Origin of the sequence: Flavobacterium fructosi (assembly GCF_042787335.1) — a bacterium.
GTDB classification, from domain to species: Bacteria; Bacteroidota; Bacteroidia; order Flavobacteriales; family Flavobacteriaceae; genus Flavobacterium; species Flavobacterium fructosi.
The window spans coordinates 1-25,188 of the sequence record NZ_JBHZQA010000005.1 but is presented as its reverse complement, the minus strand read 5'-3'; the positions used below and the strand labels follow the sequence as shown (position 1 = coordinate 25,188).

Genomic DNA, 25,188 nt, shown 5'->3' with positions numbered 1-25,188 from the left:
AAAGAATTAAAAGATTACGACACATAGCGGGATTAGCTTCTGAAATAAATTCAAAATAAATCCAAAAAAATATTATTTTTATAAAAAATATTGCGAGATGGATTTAAGCTATTGGGAATTAAAAAATTGGTTTACAAATGTAGATTACACTATAGTAGGAAGTGGTATTGTGGGACTCCATGCTGCATTACGCTTGCGCGAAAAATTCCCTGACGGCAAAATTCTGGTTTTAGAGAAGGGAATGTTGCCACATGGCGCCAGTACAAAAAATGCTGGCTTCGCCTGTTTTGGAAGTTTGTCAGAAATCATAGATGATTTAAAATCCCATTCGGAAGAGGAAGTTGTTAATCTTGTCAAAAAACGCTGGAGTGGTTTACAATTATTAAGGAAAAGGCTTGGTGATGCGGCGATAGATTTTAAACCTCACGGTGGTTATGAGTTGTTTTTAGCAGACAATGAAAGCGCTTATTCCGAATGTGTTGTAAAACTGTCATTTATAAATGAAATCCTAAAACCGATGTTTAAATCCGATGTTTTTGCTAAAGAAGTTGATCGTTTCGGATTCGGTGGCATTCATGAATACCTTATTTTTAATCCATTTGAAGCACAGATTGACACCGGGAATATGATGCAGGCTTTGATTAAAGAAGCGGTCTCGGAGAATATTTTGATTTTAAATCAGCAAACGGTAACTTCGTATTTGGATAAGGGAAATAGAGTTGAGGTAGCGCTTGGGGATTTTAGTTTCATCACAAAAAAATTATTATTCGCGACCAACGGTTTTGCAAATGCATTAACTAATGGAGCAGTAAAGCCGGCAAGGGCTCAAGTTCTAATTACGGAACCGATAGAAAATTTAGATATCAAAGGTACTTTCCACTTGGATAGAGGTTATTATTATTTTAGAAATATTGGGAATCGAATTTTATTGGGAGGTGGCAGAAATCTTGATTTTGATACGGAAACTACAACCGAATTTGGGCAAACAGAAATTGTTCAAAATAGATTGGAACAACTATTAAAAGAAGTAATTTTGCCAAACCAAAAATTTGAAGTAGCCCATCGTTGGAGCGGGATAATGGGTATTGGCAACAGCAAGAATCCTATTGTTTCCCAATTGACTGAAAATGTATATTGCGGGGTACGGTTAGGAGGAATGGGAGTGGCAATAGGAAGTTTAATAGGAACAGAATTAGCAGATTTAGTATGATGGCGACGAAAATAACACTCAAAAAATCAAAACAAGCAGTAAAAAAAGACACAACTCCTTTTATGAGTAAAGTAAGCAGATTTCTATTCAAAATTTTATTATGGTTCATTGGGCTTTCCATTTTCTTCGTCGTTCTTTTTAAATTTTTGCCTGTGCCGTTTACTCCGTTGATGGTTATTCGGGCCATTGAGAATAAAGCTGCAGGGAAAGAACTTTATTTCAGTCACGATTGGGAACCTCTTGAAAATATTTCAATTAATCTACAAAAGGCTGTAATTGCCAGTGAAGACGGTACTTTTCTCAAACACAATGGTTTTGATTTTACAGCGATGCAAAAAGCGTACAAAAGCAATGAAAGAGGACGTAGGATAAAAGGTGGCAGTACGATATCACAACAAACTGCCAAAAATGTATTTCTATGGCAAGGTCGAAGCTATTTAAGAAAAGGACTGGAAGCTTATTTCACCGTTTTAATTGAAACCATTTGGGGGAAAAAACGTATCATGGAAGTCTATTTGAATAGTATCGAAATGGGCGATGGGGTTTATGGTGCCGAAGCTGCAGCGCAACACTGGTATAGAAAAGATGTTTCAAGTTTAACGCCACAACAAGCAGCAGGAATTGCAGCTATATTACCAAATCCAAGAAAATATTCGGCTACAAGTTCTTCATCTTATATCAATAATAGAAAAACTAAAATTGCCCGTATCATGCGACATGTGGGAAAACTGGAATATTAAATCAGTTTCGTTCCAATCTTTCTTAATATTGTAAAAAACAAAAAACCGTAAATACTTAATTAAAAGGATTTACGGTTTTTGTTTGTGGAGAATACCGGATTCGAACCGGTCACCTCTTGCCTGCCAGGCAAGCACTCTAGCCAAATGAGCTAATCCCCCAAACTACTTGGCAAATATAACATTTAAATTTTCCATAAAGCAAATTTCAAAATACAAATCCGCTCTATTTGAAAAAAAGTAAAATCCTCGTTTACTTTTTTTTAACTTTACATCAAAATCTCCACTATGATATCAGAAAATCCAATAGGTTCCCTCTTCACAACAATTAAAAATAATATCGCAACCGTTTCATTTGGGCATCCTGCCAGCAATTCCTTTCCACGGGAATTATTGGATAGGGTAACAAATGCGATCAATAGTTTAAGCGATAATTCGGATGTTTCCCTTATTATTATGCGAAGTGAAGGTGTCGGTGCTTTTTGTGCAGGTGCTTCATTTGATGAACTCTTGGCGGTTTCAAATCTGGAAGAAGGAATAAAATTTTTTTCCGGATTTGCGCATATAATCAATGCCATGCGAAGTTGTAAGAAATTAATTGTAGGTCGTGTTCACGGTAAAACAGTAGGTGGTGGTGTAGGAATTGTTTCGGCTTGTGATTATGTATTTGCTACGAATGATGCTTCTGTAAAATTATCGGAATTGGCGATTGGTATCGGTCCGTTTGTTATAGAACCATCTGTTTCAAGAAAAATTGGAAAAACGGCATTGACCGAAATGACTTTGGCAGCTCACGAATGGAAATCTGCAGATTGGGCAAAAGACAAAGGATTGTATGCCGATACTTTTGAAAACACAGATGATCTTGATGTTGCATTAGAAAAATTCTGCTCCAAATTAGCCAGTTACAATCCGGAAGCTTTAATCGAGATGAAAAAAGTGCTATGGGAAGGAACTGATCATTGGGGAACGTTATTGTTAGAACGTGCCACAATCACCGGTAAATTAGTGCTTTCAGAGTATTCGAAAAAAGCATTAACACAATTTAAAAAATAAAGTAAAATGACAATCATAACACTTGTTCAACAGGTAAATATTGCAGAAAAATTAAAAAACGCAACTGATAGCAGTTATCAGACCGGCGTAATAATCGGGTCTTTTGTGCCCTTTGTAATTTTAATCGGATTGGCGTATTGGATGTATTCCACTGCAAAAAAAAGAGACAAAAACGGTTAATTATTCACTAAATTTGCAATCAAAATAAAATCTGATGAGCAATATAAGAATTACAAAACAATTTAGTTTCGAAACCGGCCATGCGTTATATGGCTATGATGGGAAATGTAAAAATGTTCATGGGCACAGTTATAAATTATCAGTAACCGTAATCGGGACCCCAATCACGGATAGAAATAATGTCAAGTTTGGAATGGTAATCGATTTTACAGATTTGAAAAAAATTGTTAAAGAGGAAATTGTGGATCAATTTGACCATGCAACGGTTTTTAATGAAACGACACCTCACATTGAGTTAGCAAACGAATTAATAAGCCGCGGTCATCATGTTATTTTGGTAAATTATCAGCCGACAAGCGAGAATATGGTTGTCGATTTTTCTCAAAGAATCATTGGAAGACTGCCAGAAGGAATTAAACTTTTTTCCTTGAAACTGCAAGAAACAGATTCATCTTTTGCCGAATGGTATGCAAGTGATAATTTCAAATTCATACTTTAACTTGATGCAATTAACGAACAACAAAAAAATATATTTCGCCTCTGATCAACATTTTGGAGCCCCGACTCCTGAATTGAGTTTTCCAAGAGAAAAAAAATTTGTGGCTTGGCTTGATGAGGTAAAAAAAGATGCAGAAGCTATTTTTTTATTAGGCGATTTATTTGATTTTTGGTTCGAATACAAAACAGTAGTCCCAAAAGGGTTTGTTCGAGTTCTGGGGAAGCTCGCCGAAATTAGAGACAGCGGAATTCCTATTTATTTCTTCGTAGGAAATCACGATTTATGGATGGAAGACTATTTTCAGAAAGAATTGAATATTCCGGTGTATCACGACAATCAAGAATATACTTTTGGAGATAAAACATTCCTTATTGGCCACGGTGACGGAAAAGGTCCTGGCGACATGGGTTATAAACGAATGAAAAAAGTATTTACAAATCCATTTTCAAAATTGCTGTTCAGATGGCTTCATCCAGATATTGGCGTGAAATTGGCGCAATACCTTTCGGTAAAAAACAAACTGATTTCTGGCGATGAAGATGTCACTTTTCTTGGCGAAGACAACGAATGGCTGATTCTCTATTCCAAAAGAAAATTGGAAACTAAACACTACAATTACCTTATTTTTGGCCACCGTCACTTGCCTATGAAAGTAACCGTTGGAGAAAATGCCGAATATGTGAATCTGGGAGACTGGATTACGTATTTTACCTATGGTGTTTTTGATGGTGAAACTTTCGAAATCAAAAAATATAGTAATTAATTCATTCCCTCCCCATACAAATAATCATCCAAAGTTATTTTAAACAAAGTGCCCTCTACCAAATCTTTTACGGCATTTAATTCTTCCATGGAAACGGCTAAATCGATTTGGGAACAAGGTGTTTTTAATAAGAATTTGTGGCATTGATTTTTTAGTTCACAATCTTCGCAACATTTGTTTTGGATATAACTATCTTCAATGCAATTCTTAAATAGATAAAGTTCCTGTTTGGTAAAATAAAACCCCGTTTCTCTAAAAATCAATTGCACTTTATCCATTACCAATCCATCCTCTTTTCTCCAGTAGAAAGAAGTTCCTGAATCATTGTAATATATTTGCTTTATTTCTTTCATTCAAAAATTCTTTGGAACAAATATAATAATTATTTAGATTTATTCTAAATTAAAAAATATAAAAAAGTCACAAAAAAGTCGGTACGTAATTCGGATTATTTACCAACAATTTATGTGGTTTGTATTTTTTAAGAACAAAACACTAATTATTCCTACCGTTTGGCTACCAGTGCAAATAAGAAAATAGAAGACACAGATTAAGCCGATTTTCATTGACTTTATAGGTCAATATGTAAAAAAAAAAGCAAATTTCATTAATTTACACCAATTAATTCGTGTAAATTAATGAAATTTGTGTTTAAATATTCTTTCTAATATTTGTGTCCAGACGGTAGCTAATTATTCTCCCTTTTCATGCTCTTCAATATCCTTTTGCAAGTCCAGTTTTCTAAAGCCTGGCGAGAATATTCCTGTTCCAAGTACAATTAGTAGCGTCATGCTTCCGCCAAAAACAACGGAAGTTACCGTGCCCATTAGTTTTGCGGTTAGTCCACTTTCAAAAGCACCCAGCTCATTGGAAGAACCTACAAATATTGAATTCACTGCCGAAACTCGGCCTCGCATATGATCCGGTGTTTTCAATTGCAAAATAGTCTGACGTATCACCACCGAAATTCCATCGACAACTCCACTAAAAAATAATGCCAATACAGATAACCAAAAAATAGTAGAAAGTCCAAAAACAATTATACAAAGTCCAAAGGCAAAAATGGCGGATAATAGTTTCATTCCTGCATTTTTATTCATAGGAACATACGCTGAAACAATCAGTATTAAAAAAGAACCAACCGCTGGAGCCGCTCTCAACACTCCAAAACCTTCAGGGCCAACTTTCAAAATATCTTGTGCGAAAATGGGTAACAGCGCAACGGCTCCACCAAAAAGAACCGCCACCATATCCAATGATAATGCACCCAAAATGGTTTTATTTTGGAAAACAAACTTCACACCTTCTTTCAAACTATCCGTAATGGGTTCTCCTATTTTAGGATTCAAAATAGGCTTAGTAGATATTTGAGATAAAGCGATTAATGAAAATACAGAACAGGCAAAAACAGAACACATCGACCAATGAACGCCAATCAAAGTAATAGAAAATCCCGCTACCGCAGGTCCTAAAACCGAACCTATTTGCCAAACCGAACTGCTCCATGTAGCAGCATTTGGATATACTTTTTTAGGAACAATTAAGGATAAAAGCGAAAATATGGTTGGACCAAGAAAGGAACGTACAATTCCTCCCAGAAAAACCATAAAATAGATACCGTACAAAATCGATTTTGTAGAATATCCGCTAACAATTGGCGGCCATGTTAATAAAAACAAGCCGAAACTGATTACAGAAAACCCTAAAATACATTTGAAAAGAAGTCCTTTTTTTTCCTTTTGATCTACAATATGTCCTGCAAATAAAGCCATTGCAATGGCAGGGATTACTTCCATTAATCCAATGATTCCTAATGAAAGTGGATTTTTGGTCAAACTGTACACTTGCCATTCAATAACAATAAATTGCATAGACCAGGCAAAAACCATCGCAAAACGCAATAATAAAAAGGTGTTGAATTCTTTATAACGCAAGGCTGCGTAAGGATCGTGTGCTTTCTTCATTTCAGTAACCTAATTATTTAATGTCTCTCAATCGTAATTGTAAACTTACTTTTCCGTTCCATTCATTTTCATCAATGCAGTACACGGCATCAAATGTTTTTTGGTTAGTAGTCAAATCGAATTTATCACCTAAGCCAAAACCAATGGCAGCAATACCTTCAGAGTTATTTTGTTTTACAAAAAGTCTTAAATGTTCTTCTTCTTGCCCCATCGGTTTTCCGTAACCGGTATCTTTTACGTTTTTGGTCAGGAAAATGGGTGTCATATTTTGTGGTCCAAAAGGCTCGAATTGTTTTAGAATCCGTGTTAATTTTGGAGTAATATCGGCAAAATTAATTTGGGCATCTACTGATATTTCTGGAGTCAGCATATCGGGATGAATGGTTTTTTCGACCTCTTTTTCAAAAGCATCTTTGAACCGCTGGTAGTTTTCTTCCTTCAAAGTCATTCCGGCAGCATACATGTGACCGCCAAATTGCTCTAAATGTTCAGAACAGGCTTCGAGTGCATTATAGACATCAAATCCTTTTACAGAACGTGCCGAAGCTGCGTATTTATCGCCACTTTTAGTAAAAACAAGTGTTGGACGATAATAGGTTTCTATCAATCTCGAAGCTACAATTCCTATTACGCCTTTGTGCCAATCTTCTTGAAAAACAACGGAAGTAAACCGCTCTTTTTCTTGGTTGTCTTCAATCTGCGAGAGCGCTTCTTTAGTGATTTGTTTGTCTAATTCTTTCCGATCTGAATTGTACTTTTCAATTTCGGAAGCAAATTGTTGCGCTTGCTCAAAATCAAATTCGGTTAATAATTCCACCGCATGATTCCCATGTTTTATTCTGCCGGCAGCATTAATTCTTGGTGCGATGATAAAAACTACATCGGTAATATCTAACGTTTGTTTTTTTACTTGATGGATTAACGCTTTGATTCCTGGTCTTGGTTCGGAGTTGATTACTTGTAAACCGAAATAAGCCAAAACCCTGTTTTCACCGGTCATTGGAACGATGTCGGCGGCAATCGCGGCCGCCACTAAATCTAAATAGGGAATTAAATCATCAATCGTCTGATTTCTATTTTGGCCTAAAGCCTGAATCAATTTAAAACCAATTCCGCAACCGCACAATTCATCGTAAGGATAATTACAATCGTCTCGTTTTGGATCGAGAACGGCAACTGCTTCGGGTAAAAATTGACCGGGTCTGTGGTGGTCACAAATGATGAAATCAATGTTTCTCTCTTTGGCGTAAGCCACGTGATCGATGGATTTTATACCGCAATCTAAAGCGATGATAAGAGAAAACTCATTGTCATCGGCAAAGTCAATTCCTTTAAAAGAAATCCCGTACCCTTCGTCATAACGATCCGGAATATAAGTCGCCACATTTGAATAATAGGTTCTCAAATACGAAGAAACTAATGAAACCGCTGTTGTTCCATCGACATCATAATCACCAAAAACGAGAATGTTTTCTTGATTGGCTATCGCTTTTTCTATCCGTTCCACTGCTTTTTCCATATCTTTCATCAAGTATGGATCATGTAAATCATCTAAACTCGGGCGAAAAAAACGTTTGGCATCCTCAAAACTTTCAATACCGCGCTGCACTAATAAAGTAGCTACAAAATCTTCTACATTCAAAACTTTCGTCAAATGTTGAACGGTATCTTCGGAAGGTTTTGGTTTTAGAGTCCAACGCATATCAGTTTAGGATTTTAGATTTTATGAATTCGGAAATGTACTATTCGCTAATTTATGTCTGACATTTTAATTTTCGAATTATTAGCTCAGGTATTTTATTTTAATACTAAAGTACTTCCGTAAAATGCAATCCCATCCCAACCGGTTTTTATGAAATTACGAATATTTTGATGATCGGTTCCGTTTGGATTTTTTAAAACATCTTCGTAGTAATACGCTCCAAAACAAGATAATGTTTCTGCTTGGGTTAGATTTTGAATTTCGGCGAAAGCCAATAATTTACAAGAACCCGAATTTTCTCCAGCGGCATTATGTTGCAGCCCGTTTTCAAATGCCGTTGGTGTGAAATCATAGTTTGCTTCAATAACCGCGATGGTTTCTGCAAAGGTGATGGCTTCTGGAGATTGTTTTAATTTTTCTAAGAAAGATGTTGTACTCATATTTATATTATTCTTCAGGTGAGAATTTAGATTTTTTAGGTTCTTTTGTTACTGGTCTTCCGCCTACAACCACAACAATTTCTCCTCTTGGGGCTGTTTTTTCAAAATGAGTCATTACTTCTCGTACCGTTCCTCGGATATTTTCTTCATGTAATTTTGATAATTCTCTACAAACACAAACTGGTCTGTCTTCTCCAAAATAAGTAATAAACTCCGTTAAAGTTTTTAGTAATTTATGCGGCGAAACATATAAAATCATCGTTCGGGTTTCTTCGGCTAATGCCAAATAACGAGTTTGTTTCCCTTTTTTATCCGGTAAAAAACCTTCGAAAACAAATTTATCATTGGGTAAACCGCTGTTTACTAATGCAGGTACAAATGCTGTTGCGCCAGGCAAACATTCTACTTCAACTCCGTTTTCAACACAAGCACGGGTCAATAGAAACCCAGGATCAGATATGGCAGGTGTTCCTGCATCTGAAATCAAAGCGATATTTTCGCCGGATTTCAATCTCGAAATTAAATTTTCGACGGTTTTGTGTTCGTTGTGCATGTGATGGCTGTACATGTGTGTGCCAATTTCGAAATGCTTTAGTAATTTACCGCTCGTCCGAGTGTCTTCGGCAAGAATCAAATCGACTTCCTTAAGAATTCGTATGGCTCGAAAAGTCATGTCTTCGAGATTGCCAATTGGCGTAGGAACGATGTATAATTTTGACATAGATAAAATAATTAAATACAAATTTTGTGAAAAATCTGTATTTGTTCAAATGTATATTCAGAAAAATTCAAGGAAAGTTACAAGAATTTTTTCTCTATAATATCCATAAAGCGTTCCTCATAATCCTGTTTTCCTTCCCAGTTGTTGTAGTCCGGCTTTACCATTTCTTGAATGAAATCTCTAGTTTCGTAGAACGTATCAAACGTGATTAATTGATTTAAAACGCGGTTGTAATCTTCGCTGCTGTTTCCAAAAAGGTGTTTTATAAAGGCAATTCGATCATTCAAATCGATATTGATTCCTTTAGCTAATTTTTCGTTCAACGAAACTGTTTTTGGTTCAACAGTGTCTTCTTTGACAGGCATTACTTTTTCTTTTTCCGTAAAGATTTCTTTTGGAGTTTCGATTACTACTGCAGTAGGAATATTTTCAATTTGTTGCACTTTTACGAACTGTGTGTCACGGTAATTTCCGCCCAATAAATCTTCGAAAGAAATTTGTACTGGTTCCATTTTCTTTGGTATCTCCATTCCCGTTTCTACCTCCTCTTCTTGGAATAATTCAAAAGCTGGTATGAATGGTGTTGTTTCAGGTTCTAAAATTTCTTTTTCCGTCGCAACTATTTCTTCCTCAACAATAGGTTTTTCTTCTTTTTCTTCTTTTTCTTCTTCCGCGGTTATTTCTTCATTAGAGATTGTTTCTTCCAAAGGAACTTTAATAGTTTCTTCTTCTTCAATGCTCGTTTCATGTTCAGTTGCATCCGTAGTTTCAATAACTTCTTCTTCCGAAATTACTTCAGCAACAACTATATTTGTTGCAGGTTGCAATATGCTAGTCTCTGTGTTTTGTTTCAAAGGGGTTTCAACTGTAGCTTCTTCCTTTACTTCATCAATTATTTTGATTGGTTCGGGTTCTGTCAATTCCTCTTTGGCGTAAGCCTGTTCTATTTGTTTTTCAATATCAGTAGCGCCAATAGTAGGTTTTGCGTCACCAAAATGCTCTTCTACAAATCGCAAGACAGAAAGTTTTTCGTATAATTTCTGTGTTTCCAAATATAATTTATTGATATCAGATTTATTTTTTAGCTGTAATATTCTGTGTGCAATGCTGATTAAATCGGCTTCCAATTTTTTTTTCATGACTTTGAAATTATAATGTTTTTGGCGGGTGTTTTTTAATAAATTTCTTCCAGAGTTTTATTTGACCTAAGGAAGAAGTAACTTCTACTCACAATATTATTATTTTGCAAATAAGTGTTAGTGAATCTTCGATTTAATAAAAATGTTATACTTTTGAAACGACGTAAAAGTATAAAATTTTCAACTCGATTTTATCTGTTACAAAGTAATAAAAACTATTCATTTTTTAAGTCAGAAAAATACAAAATGTTTCTCGAAAATACAGTAAATCATAAAGAACAATTTGGTTGGATCGAAGTCATTTGCGGCTCTATGTTTTCGGGTAAAACCGAAGAACTCATCCGTCGTTTAAAAAGAGCGCAATTTGCCAAGCAAAAAGTTGAAATTTTCAAACCGGAAATTGATACGCGCTATCACGACAATATGGTAGTGTCTCATGATGCCAATGAAATTCGTTCTACGCCTGTTCCCGCTGCCGCAAATATTGCTATTTTGGCGCAAGGTTGTGATGTGGTGGGAATTGACGAAGCACAGTTTTTTGATGACGAAATCGTTAAAATTTGTAACGATTTGGCAAACCAAGGAATCCGAGTAATTGTTGCCGGATTGGATATGGATTTCAAAGGAAATCCTTTTGGTCCAATGCCTGCATTAATGGCCACTGCCGAATATGTGACCAAAGTGCATGCCGTGTGTACTCGAACTGGAAATCTTGCCAATTACAGTTTCCGTAAAACCGACAATGACAAACTCGTTATGTTGGGCGAAATCGAAGAATACGAACCGTTGAGCCGTGCCGCCTATTATCATGCGATGCGGAAAGATCAGGAGAAGTGAAATCTTCTTCCCAACTCAGTCATTACTAAGAGTGAAGCAATCCAAAGGAGTGGGAGTCGAAACTGGATTTGAAATATAAAGTTATGAAAATTAAAAAAACCTTTCTAAGTTTAGAACTCAGAAAGGTTTTTTTAATTTTTTAGTAAAATGGTTATAGTTCAATTTGAATTTTTACTTTTCCACCAAATTCTTTTTCTACAATATCATGCAAGGTTTTTAGCGTGGGATTACTTCCGTTATTCTCGATTTTGGAACTACATTCTCTTTTTTATCAAGAAGTTCTGCAAGTTCGGTTTACGTTAAGTGTTCAACTGTTAGTTGTGGTATGAGATTTAATTCTAGTGCAACTCACTTGCAAACTGAAGGGATTATTAAAGTATAAAAAATGAGGTAACAGTTTCAATGTAAACTTAAAGCCATTACTTCACAATTGAGTGATTTTTGAAATAAGATAATTTTTTTTATTGTCATTTTTTTCTGATAATTTTAATAATTTTTTTATTTTCATTTTTTTTAATTCCAATATTATATTCTCCTTTAATAGTTTAAGTTATTGGCTTAAAATGAGATGTACTGTACTCAATTCCATCTAACTCAATTTTAATGTTGTTGTATTCTCCTTCCTTTAACAAAGATTTAATTAAATTTTGTTCTTCAGCTCCTGCTGAATAAGCACCTAAAATTAAGGTGTTTAAATTTGATTTATCTATGATATTTTTTTTCAGAGCATCCTACTAACAATATTAACTGAATGAACAACAAAAATGGTTTCATTTTTTTTAACTTTTAGTTTTAGCTACGTTACTTAAACCATACACAGTCATTAAGAATTGTTTTTGAGCACTTGCAGACACAAAAATTGAATCTCCAGATTGATCATCTGTATACCACGTTCCGTAAGTTGCACAATCTCCTCCAGAGTAAAAAAAGCCTCCCACTGCTTTTGCAGTTTTATCATTTAAGATGTAAATAACGCCTATCTCTTTTGTTTCGAAATTGATTACTTTTAGCTTGGAATATTTTTCACTATTAAATACTTTTAAGCTTATTTTTTTTGGACTAATTTCTTTAGCAGTCGTGTTTTCCTCAAATTCTACTTGATTGTCATTTGTACAAGAAATTAACTATGTAAATAATAAACTGAATAACATGATTTTTTTAACATATCTATAATTTAAATTTGCCTACTTTCAGGTTTCTTTAGGTCGCTGTTTCTGCTATTCCGACCAATGATACTTGATTTAGTTTAACATCGGGTACTTACTTCTTTTTTTTTAGCTTTTACGTTGCGATGCGTGAAGTTTTAGTCTGATGTCGTCTTAAATTTTTTGATATTAATAAATTTATACAATTATACGTATCGCAAAATGTATTTAGCTATTACCAATCAACCAAATGGGAATGTATACTTGGCTTTTTTACATTCCCTTTATTTATATCTTCTTAAAGATTTAAGTGCAATTTCGGATTTTTTTAACCTACCCACAATACGCACTTTTAGTGATATTTATCATTTTATAAATCAGTAATATATTCCATAAAAAAGGAGGAAGTTGTTTTTTTTGAACAGCTTCCCCCTTTTTAGTATTTTTAAATTCCAATTTACATTTTCTTCCTCATTCTCGCTACCGGAATATCAAGTTGTTCTCTGTATTTTGCAATTGTTCTTCTGGCGATTGGATAGCCTTTTTCTTTAAGAATTTCAGCCAGTTGATCGTCCGGAAGTGGTTTTTTCTTGTCTTCTTCTTCAATCGTATTCTGAAGGATTTTCTTGATTTCAAGTGTAGAAACATCTTCGCCCTGATCATTTTTCATCGATTCCGAAAAGAATTCTTTGATCAGTTTGGTTCCATATGGCGTTTCCACATATTTGCTGTTGGCCACGCGTGAAATCGTCGAAATGTCTAGACCTACCATGTCAGCAATGTCTTTTAGTATCATCGGTTTCAACTTGGTTTCATCACCGTCGAGGAAAAATTCTTCCTGATAATGCATAATCGCATTCATGGTTACAAAAAGCGTTTCCTGGCGTTGGCGTATCGCATCGATAAACCATTTAGCCGAATCCAGTTTTTGCTTGATAAACTGCACCGCATCTTTTTGCTGTGCTGATTTATCTCTAGAACTCTTGTAAGTTTGCATCATTTCCTGATAATCTTTGGATACGTGCAGGGAAGGAGCATTTCGTCCGTTTAAGGTCAGTTCCAGTTCACCATCTACAATTCTAATCGCAAAATCAGGAACCACATTTTCAGTAACTTTGTTGTTTCCAGTAAAAGATCCACCTGGTTTTGGATTCAGTTTTTCTATTTCGTGAATTGCTTTTTTAAGTTGCTCATTAGAAACATTATATTTTTGAATTAGCTTATCGTAATGTTTTTTGGTAAACGCATCAAACTGATTTTCGATGATATCAGTGGCTAATTCTACATATTCCGTAGGTGTTTTATGCTTCAATTGCAACAATAAACATTCCTGTAAATCTCGAGCTCCCACTCCCGAAGGTTCTAATTCATGAATAACCTGCAACATTTTCTCCACCATTTTCTCATCGGTATATATACCTTGAGTAAACGCCATATCGTCCACCATATCAGGAACGCTGCGACGGATGTAACCCATATCATCAATACTTCCTACCAGAAATTCAGCAATTTCACGCTCTTCATCATTCAGAATGAACGTATTCAACTGATTGATTAAGTCTTGGTGAAAACTTACAGGAGCAGCAAAAGGCGTTTCGCGGTCATCGTCATCGTCACTGTAATTGTTGGCCTGCGTTTTATAATCCGGTGTTTCGTCGTTGCTTAAATATTCGTCAATATTGATGTCTTCGGCGTCAATTCTTTCCGATTCCGCATCGTCATAATCGTCATACTCTTCGTTATCGAACTCGTCCTTTTCATATTCATCTTCTTCTTTTCCAGCTTCCAGTGCTGGATTTTCGTTCATTTCTTCCAATAAACGTTGTTCGAAAGCTTGCGTTGGCAATTGAATTAACTTCATCAACTGTATTTGTTGAGGAGATAATTTCTGGGATAATTTTAAATTTAAGAATTGCTTTAGCATTTTTATTGTTTAAAAGTTTACCGTTTACCGTTCACCGTTGTAGAACTATCGACAACTTTAAACTTTAAACCGGAAACAAATTTTTAGAACTCCGCATTCATAGGCGTTCTAGGAAAAGGAATTACGTCACGAATATTTGTCATTCCAGTTACAAACAGCACCAATCTTTCAAATCCAAGTCCAAAACCGGAGTGAACAGCTGATCCAAATCTTCGGGTGTCAAGATACCACCATAATTCTTCTTCGTCAATTCCTAATGCTTTCATTTTTTCAACCAAAACGTCAAAACGTTCTTCTCTTTGAGAACCACCTACGATTTCTCCAATTCCAGGGAAAAGGATATCCATGGCGCGAACTGTTTTTCCGTCCTCGTTCAAACGCATGTAAAATGCTTTGATATTTGCCGGATAATCAAACAAGATTACCGGACATTTAAAGTGTTTTTCCACCAAGTAACGCTCGTGTTCTGACTGTAAATCAGCGCCCCACTCGTTGATGATATAGTTGAATTTTTTCTTTTTATTTGGCGTACAATCTCTTAAAATATCAATTGCTTCCGTGTATGAAACACGTTTGAAATTGTTTTCCAAAACAAAGTTTAATTTTTCCAAAAGCGGCATTTCGCTTCTCTCGGCAACTGGTTTTGATTTCTCTTCATCCAATAATCTTCCTTCCAGGAATTTTAAGTCCTCCGGACATTTTTCTAAAGTATATTTGATTACATACTGAATAAAATCTTCGGCTAGATCCATGTTGTCATTCAAATCATTGAACGCCACTTCCGGCTCAATCATCCAAAATTCCGCAAGGTGACGCGAAGTATTCGAGTTTTCGGCTCTAAATGTTGGTCCAAAAGTATAAATTTGACCCAAAGCCATGGCAAAAGTTTCTCCTTCCAGTTGTCCCGAAACCGTTAGGTTCGTTTCTTTTCCGAAGAAATCTTCCTTGTAATTTACTTTTCCGTCTTCGGTTCTTGGCGTTCCGTCAAATGGCAAAGCGGTAACTTTAAACATTTCACCAGCACCTTCAGCATCCGATCCGGTGATGATTGGTGTATTCACATAGACAAAACCTTTCTCCTGAAAATAACTGTGAACCGCATACGACAATACCGAACGTACTCTCATGATGGCTCCAAACATATTGGTACGGACTCTTAAATGCGCATTTTCACGTAAGAAATCCAAGCTCGGTTTATTTTTAGGCTGTATCGGGAATTTCTCTGCATCCGAATCTCCCAAAATTTCCAGTTTTGCCACCTGAATCTCAAATTTTTGTCCTGCACCTTTACTTTCTACCAAAGTTCCGGTTACAGATATTGCTGCTCCAGTTGTAATTCTCTTTAAAGTTTCGTCAGGTGTGTTCTCAAAATCGACAACACATTGTATATTATCAATGGTCGAACCATCGTTTAAGGCAATAAATTGATTGTTTCTAAAAGTTCTCACCCATCCTTTTGCATTTACTTCATGAAGTATCGTGGTACTGTTTAGTAAGTCTTTAACTTTTGTATGTCTCATTTTAATTATATAATTGATATTAAAAATTGTCTTATGAATGAAATGCAAATATAAATCATTTGTTTGTAATTGTCGCACTGAGCGTGTCGAAGTGAGGAGCTATTTCCCGCTATTCGCTATATCTTTTACTTTTTAAAGGAAAAAAGTAAAAGGATGCCGCTGCTATCGGGGCTACGCGAATGGAAACATTTAGAATTTTTGGATTTATTTTTTCATTCCTATATTCATTCCGACGAAGGAGGAATCTCATCACGTTGATTCGGTTGCCTTTGTTAGAAAATTTTGTGGGTCAGTTTTTTTGAATACATGTGTTCTTTTCACCACAATTCCCTAGCCCCGATAGTAATGGAAATCCTTTTTCAATCCTGTCAGGGTTTTAAACCCTGACAGGATTGAAAAAGATTGAAATGAATAGCGGGAATTAGCTCCGGAAAAACTTAATTAAGATCTTCAATAAGATCTTCTTTTTTAGCTCTTTTTTTCTCAAATGTCAATACTAATGCGGGTAAAACCAATAAATTAGCAAACATAGCGAACAATAAAGTACAGGAAATTAAGCCGCCAAGCGCAATGGTTCCGCTAAAGCTGGAAAGCGTAAAAGTCGCAAATCCAAGAATCAATACCACCGAAGTATAGAACGTACTGATTCCCGTTTCTCGTAATGCACTGAATACTGATTTTTTGACCTTTCCTTTGTTTTGCAATAAGTCCAGACGGTATTTTGCCATAAACTGAATGGCATTATCCACCGAAATCCCAAAAGCAATACTAAAAACCAAAATGGTTGAAGGTTTCAACGGAATCCCAAAATAACCCATCAATCCGGAAGTGATGCAAAGCGGTAAGATATTGGTGATTACTGATGCAAGTACCATTTTTCCCGATCTAAATAAGTATGTCATTAATCCTGCAATCAATAAAATAGCAAAAATAAGCGACTCAATAAGGTTGTCTATTAGGTAGGAAGTTCCTTTTTGGAAAACCAAAGCTTTTCCGGTAAGTACTACTTCATAACGGTCTTTTGGAAAAATTTCGTCAATTTTTTGATGCAGTTTACTTTCTACTTTTGCCATTTCTTTCGTTCCAATGTCTTTCATGAAAGTAGTGATTCGGGCGTACTGTCCTGTAGAATCAACATAGCTTTTCATCAAGTTTTCTTTACTATTTTTGGTGGCGTTTTTAGCATACGAAAGGATGAATGCCTGCTCTTGCGAGGTAGGTAACTCGTAATATTCCGGATTGCCGTTGTAATAGGCTTGCTTGGAATATTTAACTAAATTCACAATGGAAATAGGTTTTGACAATTCTGGAATCTCAGAAATGGTCTTTTGCAATTCGTCCATTTTTTTCATAGTGGATAATTTCATAACCCCTTTTTTGCGTTTGGTGTTAATCATAATCTCCAGTGGCATTACGCCGTTGAATTCTTTTTCAAAAAAGACAATGTCTTTAAAAAAGGAAGCGCTTTTTGGCATTTCACCAATTAAACTTCCCGAGACTTTCATTTGGGAAACTCCAATTACGCTAAAAACCAATAGCATAGCATAAATGATATAGATGGTTTTTCGTTTGTATTTTACAATATTCTCCACCCAATCCAATAACGTTGAAATGTAGGTTTTACTCAAGTGATACAGGTGTTTTTCTTTTGGTAAAGGCATGAAACTGTAAAAAATGGGCACAACGGCTAAGGTAAGTAGGTAAACTGAGATGACGTTTATGGAAGTAACTAGTCCAAATTCGAAAAGCAAATCATTTCCAGTAATCATAAAAGTTGCAAAACCTGCAGCTGTTGTTAAGTTCGTCATCAGCGTAGAAACTCCGATTTTAGAAATCACACGTTGCAAAGCTTTGGCTTGATTATGATGAATTTTTATTTCCTGCTGGTATTTATTTATAAGGAAAATGCAGTTTGTAATGCCAATTACAATAATCAGTGGAGGAATTATAGCGGTTAAAATGGTGATTTTATAATGGAATAAACCAAGCGTTCCAAAAGACCACATTACTCCAAAAAGTAAAATACAAATGGATATAAATGTCGCTCTAAACGAGCGGAAGAATAGAAAGAAAATTAGAGAAGTGATAAATAAAGCTGCGCCAATAAACAGTCCAATCTCACCTTTCATATTCTCGGCATTTATGGTTCTGATGTAAGGCATTCCCGAAACGCGAAGATCGATTCCGGTAGTTTTCTCAAATTTCTCGATTTTTGGAACAAGGTTTTCAATGATGAAGGTTTTTCGAGCAGCAGTATTGACAATTTTCTTATTTAAATAAATCGCTGAGCGAATGCTTCCTGATTGTTTATTAAATAATAATCCTTCGTAAAATGGCAGGTTATTAAATAGTTCGTTTTTTATTTTTTGTAAATAAGCTAGATTTACAGTCTGCTTTTGATCGATAAGAGGGACTAACTCAAATCTTTCTTCGGTTTCATTTTTCTCTAATTTTTTTAAATCATTTAAAGAAACAACCAGTTCCACTTCTTTGGAACTTTTTAAACCAGTCATCAATTCATTCCAAGCAGCAAAAGCTTTAGGAGTAAAAAAGGCTTGGTCCTTGAAACCTATAACAATCAAATTGCCCTCTTCGCCAAACTTGTTTAAAAAACCTTCGTATTGTTGATTTACAACGTGTTTTTTAGGAAGTAGATTGGCTTCAGTATACGTCATACCCAGGTTTTTCCATTGCAGTGCCAGAAAAACGGTTATTGCAAGTATAAATCCTAGTATTACTATTCTGTTTTTAAGTACAATTCGAGCGATTGCTTCCCAAAATCCTACGTTTATTTTCTTTTTCATATATGAATTAAAATGGGTGCAAATGTAATCAAACTGACATGAATTATAAAGATTAAAAGATGTTTTTGGGACTATTGGCAGGAAAAAAGGAGTATTTTTTATTTTACAATACCATAATATTGTGGGATATAAATTATACATTTGGTTTTCTCACCTTTGCTTTATAAAGAAGAGAATATCTATTTAAATACATATATGAAAAATTATAAAAATCTATTATTTTATTTTGGCGTAACTGGAGGTTTCACCGCTTTAATCTATTGGATTATTAAAAAAGGAAAGCACTTAGAAGTGAGTAAAAAAATTGCAGTTTCTGGGGTTGAGAATGGTTCGTGGAATGATTTTGTAGCTTCTATGCAACATAATTTTCAAGATCCATTAGCGATTTTGCTAGCACAAATTGTGACGATAATTCTGGTAGCGCGTTTTTTTGGCTGGGTTTTTAAAAAAATAGGACAGCCCTCCGTTATAGGAGAAATTATTGCAGGGATTGTCTTGGGACCCTCCCTGTTGGGGATGTATTTCCCTGATTTTTCAGCCGCTTTATTTCCTGTGGAATCTTTAGGGAATTTAAAATTTTTGAGTCAGATAGGATTGATACTGTTTATGTTTGTAATAGGTATGGAGCTCGATTTAAAAGTACTGAAGAATAAGGCTAACGAAGCTGTAGTTATAAGTCATGCCAGTATTGTTATCCCTTTTGCTCTGGGTATTGGGTTAGCGTATTTTGTTTACAATAGATTTGCTCCCGAGGGTGTAAAATTCCTTTCTTTTAGTCTGTTTATGGGAATCGCCATGAGTATAACCGCTTTTCCTGTTTTGGCACGAATAGTTCAGGAAAGAGGTATTCATAAAACTAGATTGGGCGCTATTGTCATTACATGTGCCGCCGCCGACGATATTACCGCTTGGTGTATCCTTGCTGTGGTAATTGCGATTGTAAAAGCGGGAACTTTCGTTAGTTCATTATACATTATTTCGTTGGCATTAATTTATGTTGTTGCCATGCTGTTTATTGTAAAACCCTTTTTGAAGAGAATTGGGGATTTGTACGGTTCAAAAGACAGTATTATAAAACCTGTGGTGGCAATCTTTTTTCTGGTGCTTATACTTTCGTCTTATGCCACTGAAGTTATCGGGATTCATGCACTGTTTGGAGCTTTTATGGCGGGTGCTATTATGCCGGATGTTCCTAAGTTCCGAACCATATTTATCGATAAAGTAGAAGACGTGTCGGTGATACTTTTACTGCCCTTGTTTTTTGTGTTCACTGGTTTAAAAACTGAAATTGGCCTCATTAATGATCCTTATTTATGGAAAGTAACCGGTTTTATTATTCTGGTTGCGGTAGTTGGTAAGTTTTTAGGAAGCGCTTTGGCAGCCAAATTTGTAGGCCAGAACTGGCGTGATAGTTTGACCATTGGTGCTTTGATGAATACCAGAGGGCTAATGGAACTTATTGTATTAAATATTGGATTAGAGCTTAAAGTTTTAACACCCGAAGTTTTCACGATGATGGTTATTATGGCTTTAGTCACCACTTTTATGACGGGTCCGGCTTTGGACTTGATAAACTATATTTTTAAGACTAAGGATGTAAATGATTTAGAAGTAATGCTGAATCACAACAAGTACAGAATCTTACTTTCGTTTGGAAACAACGAGAAGGGAAGGTCACTTTTGAGATTGGCGCATAGTTTAATAAAAAAACAAAAAGATTCGTCAAGCATTACTGCCATGCATTTATCGTTGAGTGATGAAATGCATCAATTTAATATGGAAGACAAAGAAAAAAATAGTTTTTATCCTGTTGTTGAAGAATCACAATTATTGAATCAGGATATCACGACTATTTTTAAAGTTACCATGGACATAGAAACGGAGATTGCTGATATAGCCAATCAAGGAGATTATGACTTATTGCTGGTAGGTTTAGGGAAATCAATTTTTGAAGGTACTATTCTTGGTAAAGTAATTGGGTTTACCACAAGAATTATTAATCCCGATCGATTGATTGATAAGTTTACCGGAAAAGAAGGACTTTTTGAGAATTCGCCATTCGACGAAAGAACAAGACAGATTATAGCCAAAACTAAAATGCCTTTAGGGATTTTGATTGATAAAGAATTGCAAAATGTAAACCAAGTTTTTATTCCCATTTTTAGCCCGGAAGATTCATTCCTGATTGATTATGCACAAAAATTAATTTACAATAACGATTCTAAAATAATGATTTTGGATGTAAACGGACATGTCGACACAAATTTTGTTATGGAGAGTGCTATAAATTCTTTACAACAAAAATACCCTAATAATATAGGTTTAATACAGGACGAGAGTGTCAAAAAAGAATTTTTAGACAAACAGAATTTAATGCTAATCAGTCTCGAAAGTTGGAAAGTTTTAGTAGATTCGAGAAGTGACTGGTTAAGTGAAGTTCCATCGGTTTTGATTATAAAACATTAAAAATGAACTGGATTTTATTGATTATTGGCGGTCTTTTTGAAGTGGGTTTTGCAACTTGTTTAGGCAAAGCCAAAGAAAGTTCAGGCGTTACTGCGACAATATGGATGGGTGGTTTTTTAGTTTGTTTGACCATCAGCATGGTATTGCTTTATAAAGCAACACAAACCTTGCCCATAGGAACTGCTTACGCGGTTTGGACTGGAATAGGAGCGGTGGGAACTGTTTTAGTAGGAATTTTTATTTTTAAAGAACCGGCTGATTTTTGGAGGGTTTTCTTTATCACGACTTTAATTGCCTCAATTATTGGATTGAAATTCGTGTCGAGTCATTAAAAGGGCTTTTTCAATTTAGAAATAAAAAAATCCGTCTTGTTTTTAAGTAACGAGACGGATTTTTTATGGATTTATAGCAACTTAAATCTTCATGATTTCAGATTCTTTTTGAACAAGAAGTTCATCTATTTTTTTGATGTAACTATTAGTTAAGTTTTGAACTTCTTCCTCGGCGCTTTTACAAATGTCTTCGGATGTTCCTTCTTTTTCTAATTTTTTAATTTCGGTATTAGCATCTTTACGAGCATTTCTAATACCAACTTTAGCATCTTCGGATTCCACTTTAGCTTGTTTAGCAAGATCGCGTCTTCTTTCCTCCGTTAATGCAGGAACGCTTATGATAATTACATCGCCATTATTCATTGGATTAAAACCGATATTGGCAATCATAATCGCTTTCTCGATAGGATGCAACATGTTTTTTTCAAAAGGTTGTAACGTAATCGTTCTGGCATCAGGAACACTAATTTTTGATACTTGAGAAAGTGGTGTCGCCGATCCGTAATAATCAACAAAAACACTTCCTAGCATGGCTGGAGATGCTTTTCCTGCGCGAATGTTCAAAAATTCTTTTTCTAAATGCGCAATAGAACCTATCATTGATTCTTTGGTGCTATCTAATATAAATTCAATTTCTTCAGTCATAATTTAAATCTTTGGATTATTAGATTTTTAGACTTTCGGACAATCTTAAAGTCTAACAATCTAATTTATATATTTACTACGGTTCCTATGTTTTTTCCTTCGCAGATTTTCAATAGATTCCCTAATTTGTTCATGTCAAAAACTACAATTGGTAGTTTATTTTCCTGGCTTAATGTGAATGCAGTGGTATCCATAACATTTAATCCTTTTTTAAGGACATCATCAAATGAGATGAAATCAAATTTTACAGCTGATTCATTTTTCTCTGGATCACAATCGTAAACTCCGTCGACACGCGTTCCTTTTAAGATTACATCAGCATCAATTTCGACACCGCGTAAAACTGCGGCAGTATCCGTCGTGAAATAGGGGTTTCCTGTTCCTGCTCCAAAAATTACAATTCTGCCTTTTTCAAGATGGCGAACGGCTCTTCTTTTAATATAGGGTTCCGCAATTGATTCCATTTTTAAGGCGGTTTGCAAACGGGTTTTCATACCTTTATCTTCTAATGCGCCTTGTAAAGCCATTCCGTTAATGACAGTAGCCAGCATTCCCATGTAATCTCCTTGCACTCTATCCATTCCTGCGCTCGCTCCGGCTACTCCTCTAAAAATATTTCCACCGCCTATTACAATGGCTATTTCTATACCTTTTTCGTGGATTTGCTTTATTTCATCTGCATATTCAGCTAGTCTTTTTGGGTCAATTCCGTATTGCAAGTCGCCCATTAAAGCTTCCCCACTTAGTTTTAGAAGAATTCTTTTGTATTTCATTTTTGTGTTGCGTTGATTGGTGCAAATATAGACATATTCTGTTTTTTAAAAAAAGTGTTGCTTAAATTTTATAAATTTAGTTTTTCGTAGGATTTTTTTGCGGCTTCATAACCAATGTTGAATATGGCATCCATCTTGACTTTATTAGTTTCAAAAGTACTGTAAAGACACAAATCCTTTGGTTCTATGACCCAATCGCAAATATTAAATTTATGCATATTTGAATTTGCCGAAAGAATATCAAAAGCTCTGGTAGTTACTGCTTTTATAGAACTTAAATCTTTAGCTTCAATTTTTTGAATTGGACTAACATAAACCCCAATTACGGTTTCACATTGACCTTGTAAAATATCAGTTGGGAAATGGTTTAATATACCACCATCGCTATAGATTTTTTGATGAATTTCATAAGGGGACAAAATTCCCGGAAATGCTGATGATGCTAAAATGGCATCGGTTATTTTTGTTTCGGGGCCAAAAACTTTTAGTTTTCCTCTAATCATATCTGTTGCTGTAATCTGAATCGGGATTTTTAGATCACCTAGCACTGCATCATTAAAAATAGAATGAAAATAGCTTTTGAAGGACTCCGAATCAATTAAACCCGCTTTTTTGAAAGTTATGTGTTTCCAGTGAAAAAGATAAATAGACTTAAAAAACTCAAGAATTTCGGCGGGTGTTTTACCCCAGGCATACATGGCGCCAACAATGGATCCGGCACTTGTACCGGCTATTCTAGAGGGATGAATTTTTTTTTCTTCCAAAAATTTAATGACTCCAGCGTGGGCAATCCCTTTTGATCCGCCGCCGGAAAGTACTAACCCTATCGATTTTGTTTTTAAATCCATATTAATATTTATTATAAAATTACTCTTTTTGTCGAATTGAAGGTGATATATGTCATATTTAAACCCCGTTTTTATGGTAACTTTGTATAAATAAACTATTCAATATGAAAACTTCTGTAGCTAAAGCATTATTTAATAGCCATTCTTATGCTGAATATAGAAAACTAGTTTCTGATTTATTATTGGAGGGTAAATCTACCGGTAGTGAGCAATCAGATAACCTGACACTTTATAGCAAGTTAAACGAAACCCGCATGAATCGTTTGGATAAAACGATGAAAATAACGGATGAAAACAATCTTCAATTGAAGTCTCTGAAAGGAGAATACATTTGGTTAGTTCTTTCGGAAGGATGGTGCGGTGATGCCGCTCAAATATTGCCTATTATTCATAAAATGGGTGAAGAATCTGGGAAAATAGAATTAAAAGTCGTTTTGAGAGATGAGAATGAAGATTTGATGAATCTATTTTTAACTAAAAAAGCAAAATCGATTCCAATAGTAATAGTAATTGATAAAGCAACGGGAGATGTGATCGGAAGCTGGGGTTCAAGACCAAAAGGAGCAGCTGAGTTAATCACAAACTATAAAAAGGAATTTGGTGCTATTGATGAAACTGCAAAAAATGAGTTGCAATTATGGTATTTGCACGATAAAGGAATGAGTACTCAGGAAGAATTGATTAATTTGATGCTTGATTTGGAACGCTAATTAGACTTAAAAAGGGTACCGTCTCATAAAGTGTGTAAGTTAAAAAGTTATTCTGAAAATTTGAGCTAATTCAAAAGCTCAAAAATTTTCGGAAATAACTTTTTAACGTATATTTATAAACACACTTTAATATGAGAAAAGAAGAATTATTATCCGATGATTTTTTAAAGCAGTTCAAAACAGGAGAAGAACTGTATGGCTTTTTAGCCCAACTACAAAAAAGAGGCATTGAAAAGATGCTCGAAGGCGAATTAGATGCTCATTTAGGTTATGATAAGCACGATAAATCAGTGAAAACCAATGCTCGTAATGGTTTTTCATCCAAAAAAGTTAAAACTTCTTTTGGAGAATCAGAAATTCAAGTTCCAAGAGATCGTGATGCATCGTTTAATCCAATAATTGTTCCCAAAAGGCAAAATATGCTAGATGGTTTAGAGAATGTAATTGTATCGCTCTACGCCAAAGGAATGAGCAATAGTGACATCGAAGAACAAATAAGAGAAGTTTATAATTTTGATGTTTCCACCAGTACCATATCTCGAATTACAGACAGTGTTTCAAGTGATATTATTGCTTGGCAGAACAGACCATTAGAACCAGTTTATCTAATCGTTTGGATGGATGGTATCGTTTTTAAAGTTAGAGAAAACTCAAAAGTTGTCAATAAAACCATTTATTTAGCCGTTGGACTTAATAGAGACGGCAAGAAAGAAGTGCTCGGAATGTGGTTAGGCAAGAATGAAAGTGCTAGTTTTTGGCTTGGAGTTTTAACC

Annotated in this window: 23 protein-coding genes and 1 tRNA gene; 11 read left to right on the top strand and 13 right to left on the bottom strand. The window is 35.1% G+C overall.

Features of this window, described 5'->3' with window-relative positions:
- Positions 1–97 precede the first annotated feature (97 nt).
- On the top strand, positions 98–1,210 hold the full coding sequence (locus tag ACFX5D_RS09345) for an NAD(P)/FAD-dependent oxidoreductase (protein ID WP_379857934.1): 1,113 nt from the start codon (positions 98–100) through the stop codon (positions 1,208–1,210).
- Positions 1,210–1,950 (top strand): monofunctional biosynthetic peptidoglycan transglycosylase, encoded by a 741-nt coding sequence (mtgA, locus tag ACFX5D_RS09340; RefSeq protein ID WP_379858138.1) that lies wholly within the window; start codon positions 1,210–1,212, stop codon positions 1,948–1,950. Before ACFX5D_RS09345 ends, mtgA begins: the two co-directional genes overlap by 1 nt.
- An 85-nt stretch (positions 1,951–2,035) precedes the next feature.
- Here mtgA and ACFX5D_RS09335 read toward each other — a convergent pair.
- Positions 2,036–2,109, bottom strand: a tRNA-Ala gene (locus ACFX5D_RS09335).
- A 126-nt stretch (positions 2,110–2,235) separates the two neighbouring features.
- On the opposite strand from ACFX5D_RS09335, the gene ACFX5D_RS09330 reads away from it, so the two are divergent.
- Genes ACFX5D_RS09330 through ACFX5D_RS09315 form a run of 4 tightly spaced genes read left to right on the top strand, consistent with a single transcriptional unit; the run spans position 2,236 to position 4,445 of the window.
- The gene (locus tag ACFX5D_RS09330) at positions 2,236–3,003 is read left to right on the top strand and encodes an enoyl-CoA hydratase/isomerase family protein (RefSeq protein ID WP_379857933.1); all 768 of its coding nucleotides are present in this window, start codon (positions 2,236–2,238) and stop codon (positions 3,001–3,003) included.
- A gap of 6 nt (positions 3,004–3,009) precedes the next feature.
- The gene (locus ACFX5D_RS09325; protein ID WP_379857932.1) at positions 3,010–3,183 is read left to right on the top strand and encodes a hypothetical protein; all 174 of its coding nucleotides are present in this window, start codon (positions 3,010–3,012) and stop codon (positions 3,181–3,183) included.
- Between the two features lie 34 nt (positions 3,184–3,217).
- A complete protein-coding gene (locus tag ACFX5D_RS09320; RefSeq protein WP_379857931.1) occupies positions 3,218–3,682 on the top strand; it encodes a 6-pyruvoyl trahydropterin synthase family protein in 465 nt (154 codons plus the stop codon).
- Between the two features lie 4 nt (positions 3,683–3,686).
- The gene (locus ACFX5D_RS09315) at positions 3,687–4,445 is read left to right on the top strand and encodes a UDP-2,3-diacylglucosamine diphosphatase (protein WP_379857930.1); all 759 of its coding nucleotides are present in this window, start codon (positions 3,687–3,689) and stop codon (positions 4,443–4,445) included.
- On the opposite strand, the gene ACFX5D_RS09310 is transcribed toward ACFX5D_RS09315, so the two are convergent.
- From ACFX5D_RS09310 to ACFX5D_RS09285, 6 genes are all read right to left on the bottom strand, one after another.
- Positions 4,442–4,798: a hypothetical protein gene (locus ACFX5D_RS09310; protein WP_379857929.1), complete on the bottom strand. Its 357-nt coding sequence runs from the start codon at positions 4,796–4,798 to the stop codon at positions 4,442–4,444. The genes ACFX5D_RS09315 and ACFX5D_RS09310 overlap by 4 nt on opposite strands.
- Before the next feature lie 339 nt (positions 4,799–5,137).
- Positions 5,138–6,409, bottom strand: coding sequence for an MFS transporter (locus tag ACFX5D_RS09305; protein ID WP_379857928.1), 1,272 nt, complete (start codon positions 6,407–6,409; stop codon positions 5,138–5,140).
- A gap of 13 nt (positions 6,410–6,422) precedes the next feature.
- Complete coding sequence (recJ, locus tag ACFX5D_RS09300; protein ID WP_379857927.1) at positions 6,423–8,111, bottom strand: single-stranded-DNA-specific exonuclease RecJ; 1,689 nt, start codon at positions 8,109–8,111, stop codon at positions 6,423–6,425.
- A gap of 95 nt (positions 8,112–8,206) precedes the next feature.
- Positions 8,207–8,551, bottom strand: coding sequence for a HopJ type III effector protein (locus ACFX5D_RS09295; protein ID WP_379857926.1), 345 nt, complete (start codon positions 8,549–8,551; stop codon positions 8,207–8,209).
- Positions 8,552–8,558: 7 nt separating this feature from the next.
- Positions 8,559–9,272 (bottom strand): 16S rRNA (cytidine(1402)-2'-O)-methyltransferase, encoded by a 714-nt coding sequence (rsmI, locus tag ACFX5D_RS09290; protein ID WP_379857925.1) that lies wholly within the window; start codon positions 9,270–9,272, stop codon positions 8,559–8,561.
- Positions 9,273–9,349: 77 nt separating this feature from the next.
- Positions 9,350–10,411 carry a hypothetical protein gene (locus ACFX5D_RS09285; protein ID WP_379857924.1) on the bottom strand — a complete coding sequence of 354 codons (1,062 nt, stop codon included), beginning with the start codon at positions 10,409–10,411 and terminating at the stop codon, positions 9,350–9,352.
- Positions 10,412–10,657: 246 nt separating this feature from the next.
- Here ACFX5D_RS09285 and ACFX5D_RS09280 point away from each other — a divergent pair, with 246 nt between their 5' ends.
- Entirely contained in the window at positions 10,658–11,248 is a 591-nt protein-coding gene (locus tag ACFX5D_RS09280) for a thymidine kinase (RefSeq protein ID WP_379853983.1), read from the top strand.
- A gap of 1,602 nt (positions 11,249–12,850) precedes the next feature.
- Here the strand turns inward: ACFX5D_RS09280 and rpoN are convergent.
- The 3 genes from rpoN to ACFX5D_RS09265 all read right to left on the bottom strand — a co-directional run bounded on the left by rpoN (position 12,851) and on the right by ACFX5D_RS09265 (position 18,641).
- On the bottom strand, positions 12,851–14,317 hold the full coding sequence (gene rpoN, locus ACFX5D_RS09275) for an RNA polymerase factor sigma-54 (protein ID WP_379857923.1): 1,467 nt from the start codon (positions 14,315–14,317) through the stop codon (positions 12,851–12,853).
- An 83-nt stretch (positions 14,318–14,400) separates the two neighbouring features.
- Positions 14,401–15,837: an asparagine--tRNA ligase gene (gene asnS / locus ACFX5D_RS09270; RefSeq protein WP_379857922.1), complete on the bottom strand. Its 1,437-nt coding sequence runs from the start codon at positions 15,835–15,837 to the stop codon at positions 14,401–14,403.
- Positions 15,838–16,274: 437 nt separating this feature from the next.
- Positions 16,275–18,641: an efflux RND transporter permease subunit gene (locus tag ACFX5D_RS09265; RefSeq protein ID WP_379857921.1), complete on the bottom strand. Its 2,367-nt coding sequence runs from the start codon at positions 18,639–18,641 to the stop codon at positions 16,275–16,277.
- Positions 18,642–18,836: 195 nt separating this feature from the next.
- Here ACFX5D_RS09265 and ACFX5D_RS09260 point away from each other — a divergent pair, with 195 nt between their 5' ends.
- Both ACFX5D_RS09260 and ACFX5D_RS09255 read left to right on the top strand, forming a co-directional pair.
- Complete coding sequence (locus ACFX5D_RS09260; protein WP_379857920.1) at positions 18,837–21,107, top strand: cation:proton antiporter; 2,271 nt, start codon at positions 18,837–18,839, stop codon at positions 21,105–21,107.
- Positions 21,108–21,109: 2 nt separating this feature from the next.
- Positions 21,110–21,439: a DMT family transporter gene (locus ACFX5D_RS09255; RefSeq protein ID WP_379857919.1), complete on the top strand. Its 330-nt coding sequence runs from the start codon at positions 21,110–21,112 to the stop codon at positions 21,437–21,439.
- 81 nt (positions 21,440–21,520) lie between these two features.
- Here the strand turns inward: ACFX5D_RS09255 and frr are convergent, their stop codons facing one another.
- The 3 genes from frr to ACFX5D_RS09240 all read right to left on the bottom strand — a co-directional run bounded on the left by frr (position 21,521) and on the right by ACFX5D_RS09240 (position 23,705).
- Complete coding sequence (frr, locus tag ACFX5D_RS09250) at positions 21,521–22,084, bottom strand: ribosome recycling factor (protein ID WP_379857918.1); 564 nt, start codon at positions 22,082–22,084, stop codon at positions 21,521–21,523.
- Positions 22,085–22,149: 65 nt separating this feature from the next.
- Positions 22,150–22,857, bottom strand: a complete 708-nt coding sequence (gene pyrH, locus ACFX5D_RS09245) for a UMP kinase (protein WP_379857917.1) — start codon at positions 22,855–22,857, stop codon at positions 22,150–22,152.
- A 68-nt stretch (positions 22,858–22,925) separates the two neighbouring features.
- The gene (locus tag ACFX5D_RS09240) at positions 22,926–23,705 is read right to left on the bottom strand and encodes a patatin-like phospholipase family protein (protein ID WP_379857916.1); all 780 of its coding nucleotides are present in this window, start codon (positions 23,703–23,705) and stop codon (positions 22,926–22,928) included.
- A gap of 104 nt (positions 23,706–23,809) precedes the next feature.
- Here ACFX5D_RS09240 and ACFX5D_RS09235 point away from each other — a divergent pair, with 104 nt between their 5' ends.
- Both ACFX5D_RS09235 and ACFX5D_RS09230 read left to right on the top strand, forming a co-directional pair.
- Positions 23,810–24,415: a thioredoxin family protein gene (locus ACFX5D_RS09235; RefSeq protein WP_379857915.1), complete on the top strand. Its 606-nt coding sequence runs from the start codon at positions 23,810–23,812 to the stop codon at positions 24,413–24,415.
- Between the two features lie 131 nt (positions 24,416–24,546).
- A partial coding sequence (locus ACFX5D_RS09230) for an IS256 family transposase (protein ID WP_379857914.1) occupies positions 24,547–25,188 on the top strand: 642 nt, incomplete at its 3' end.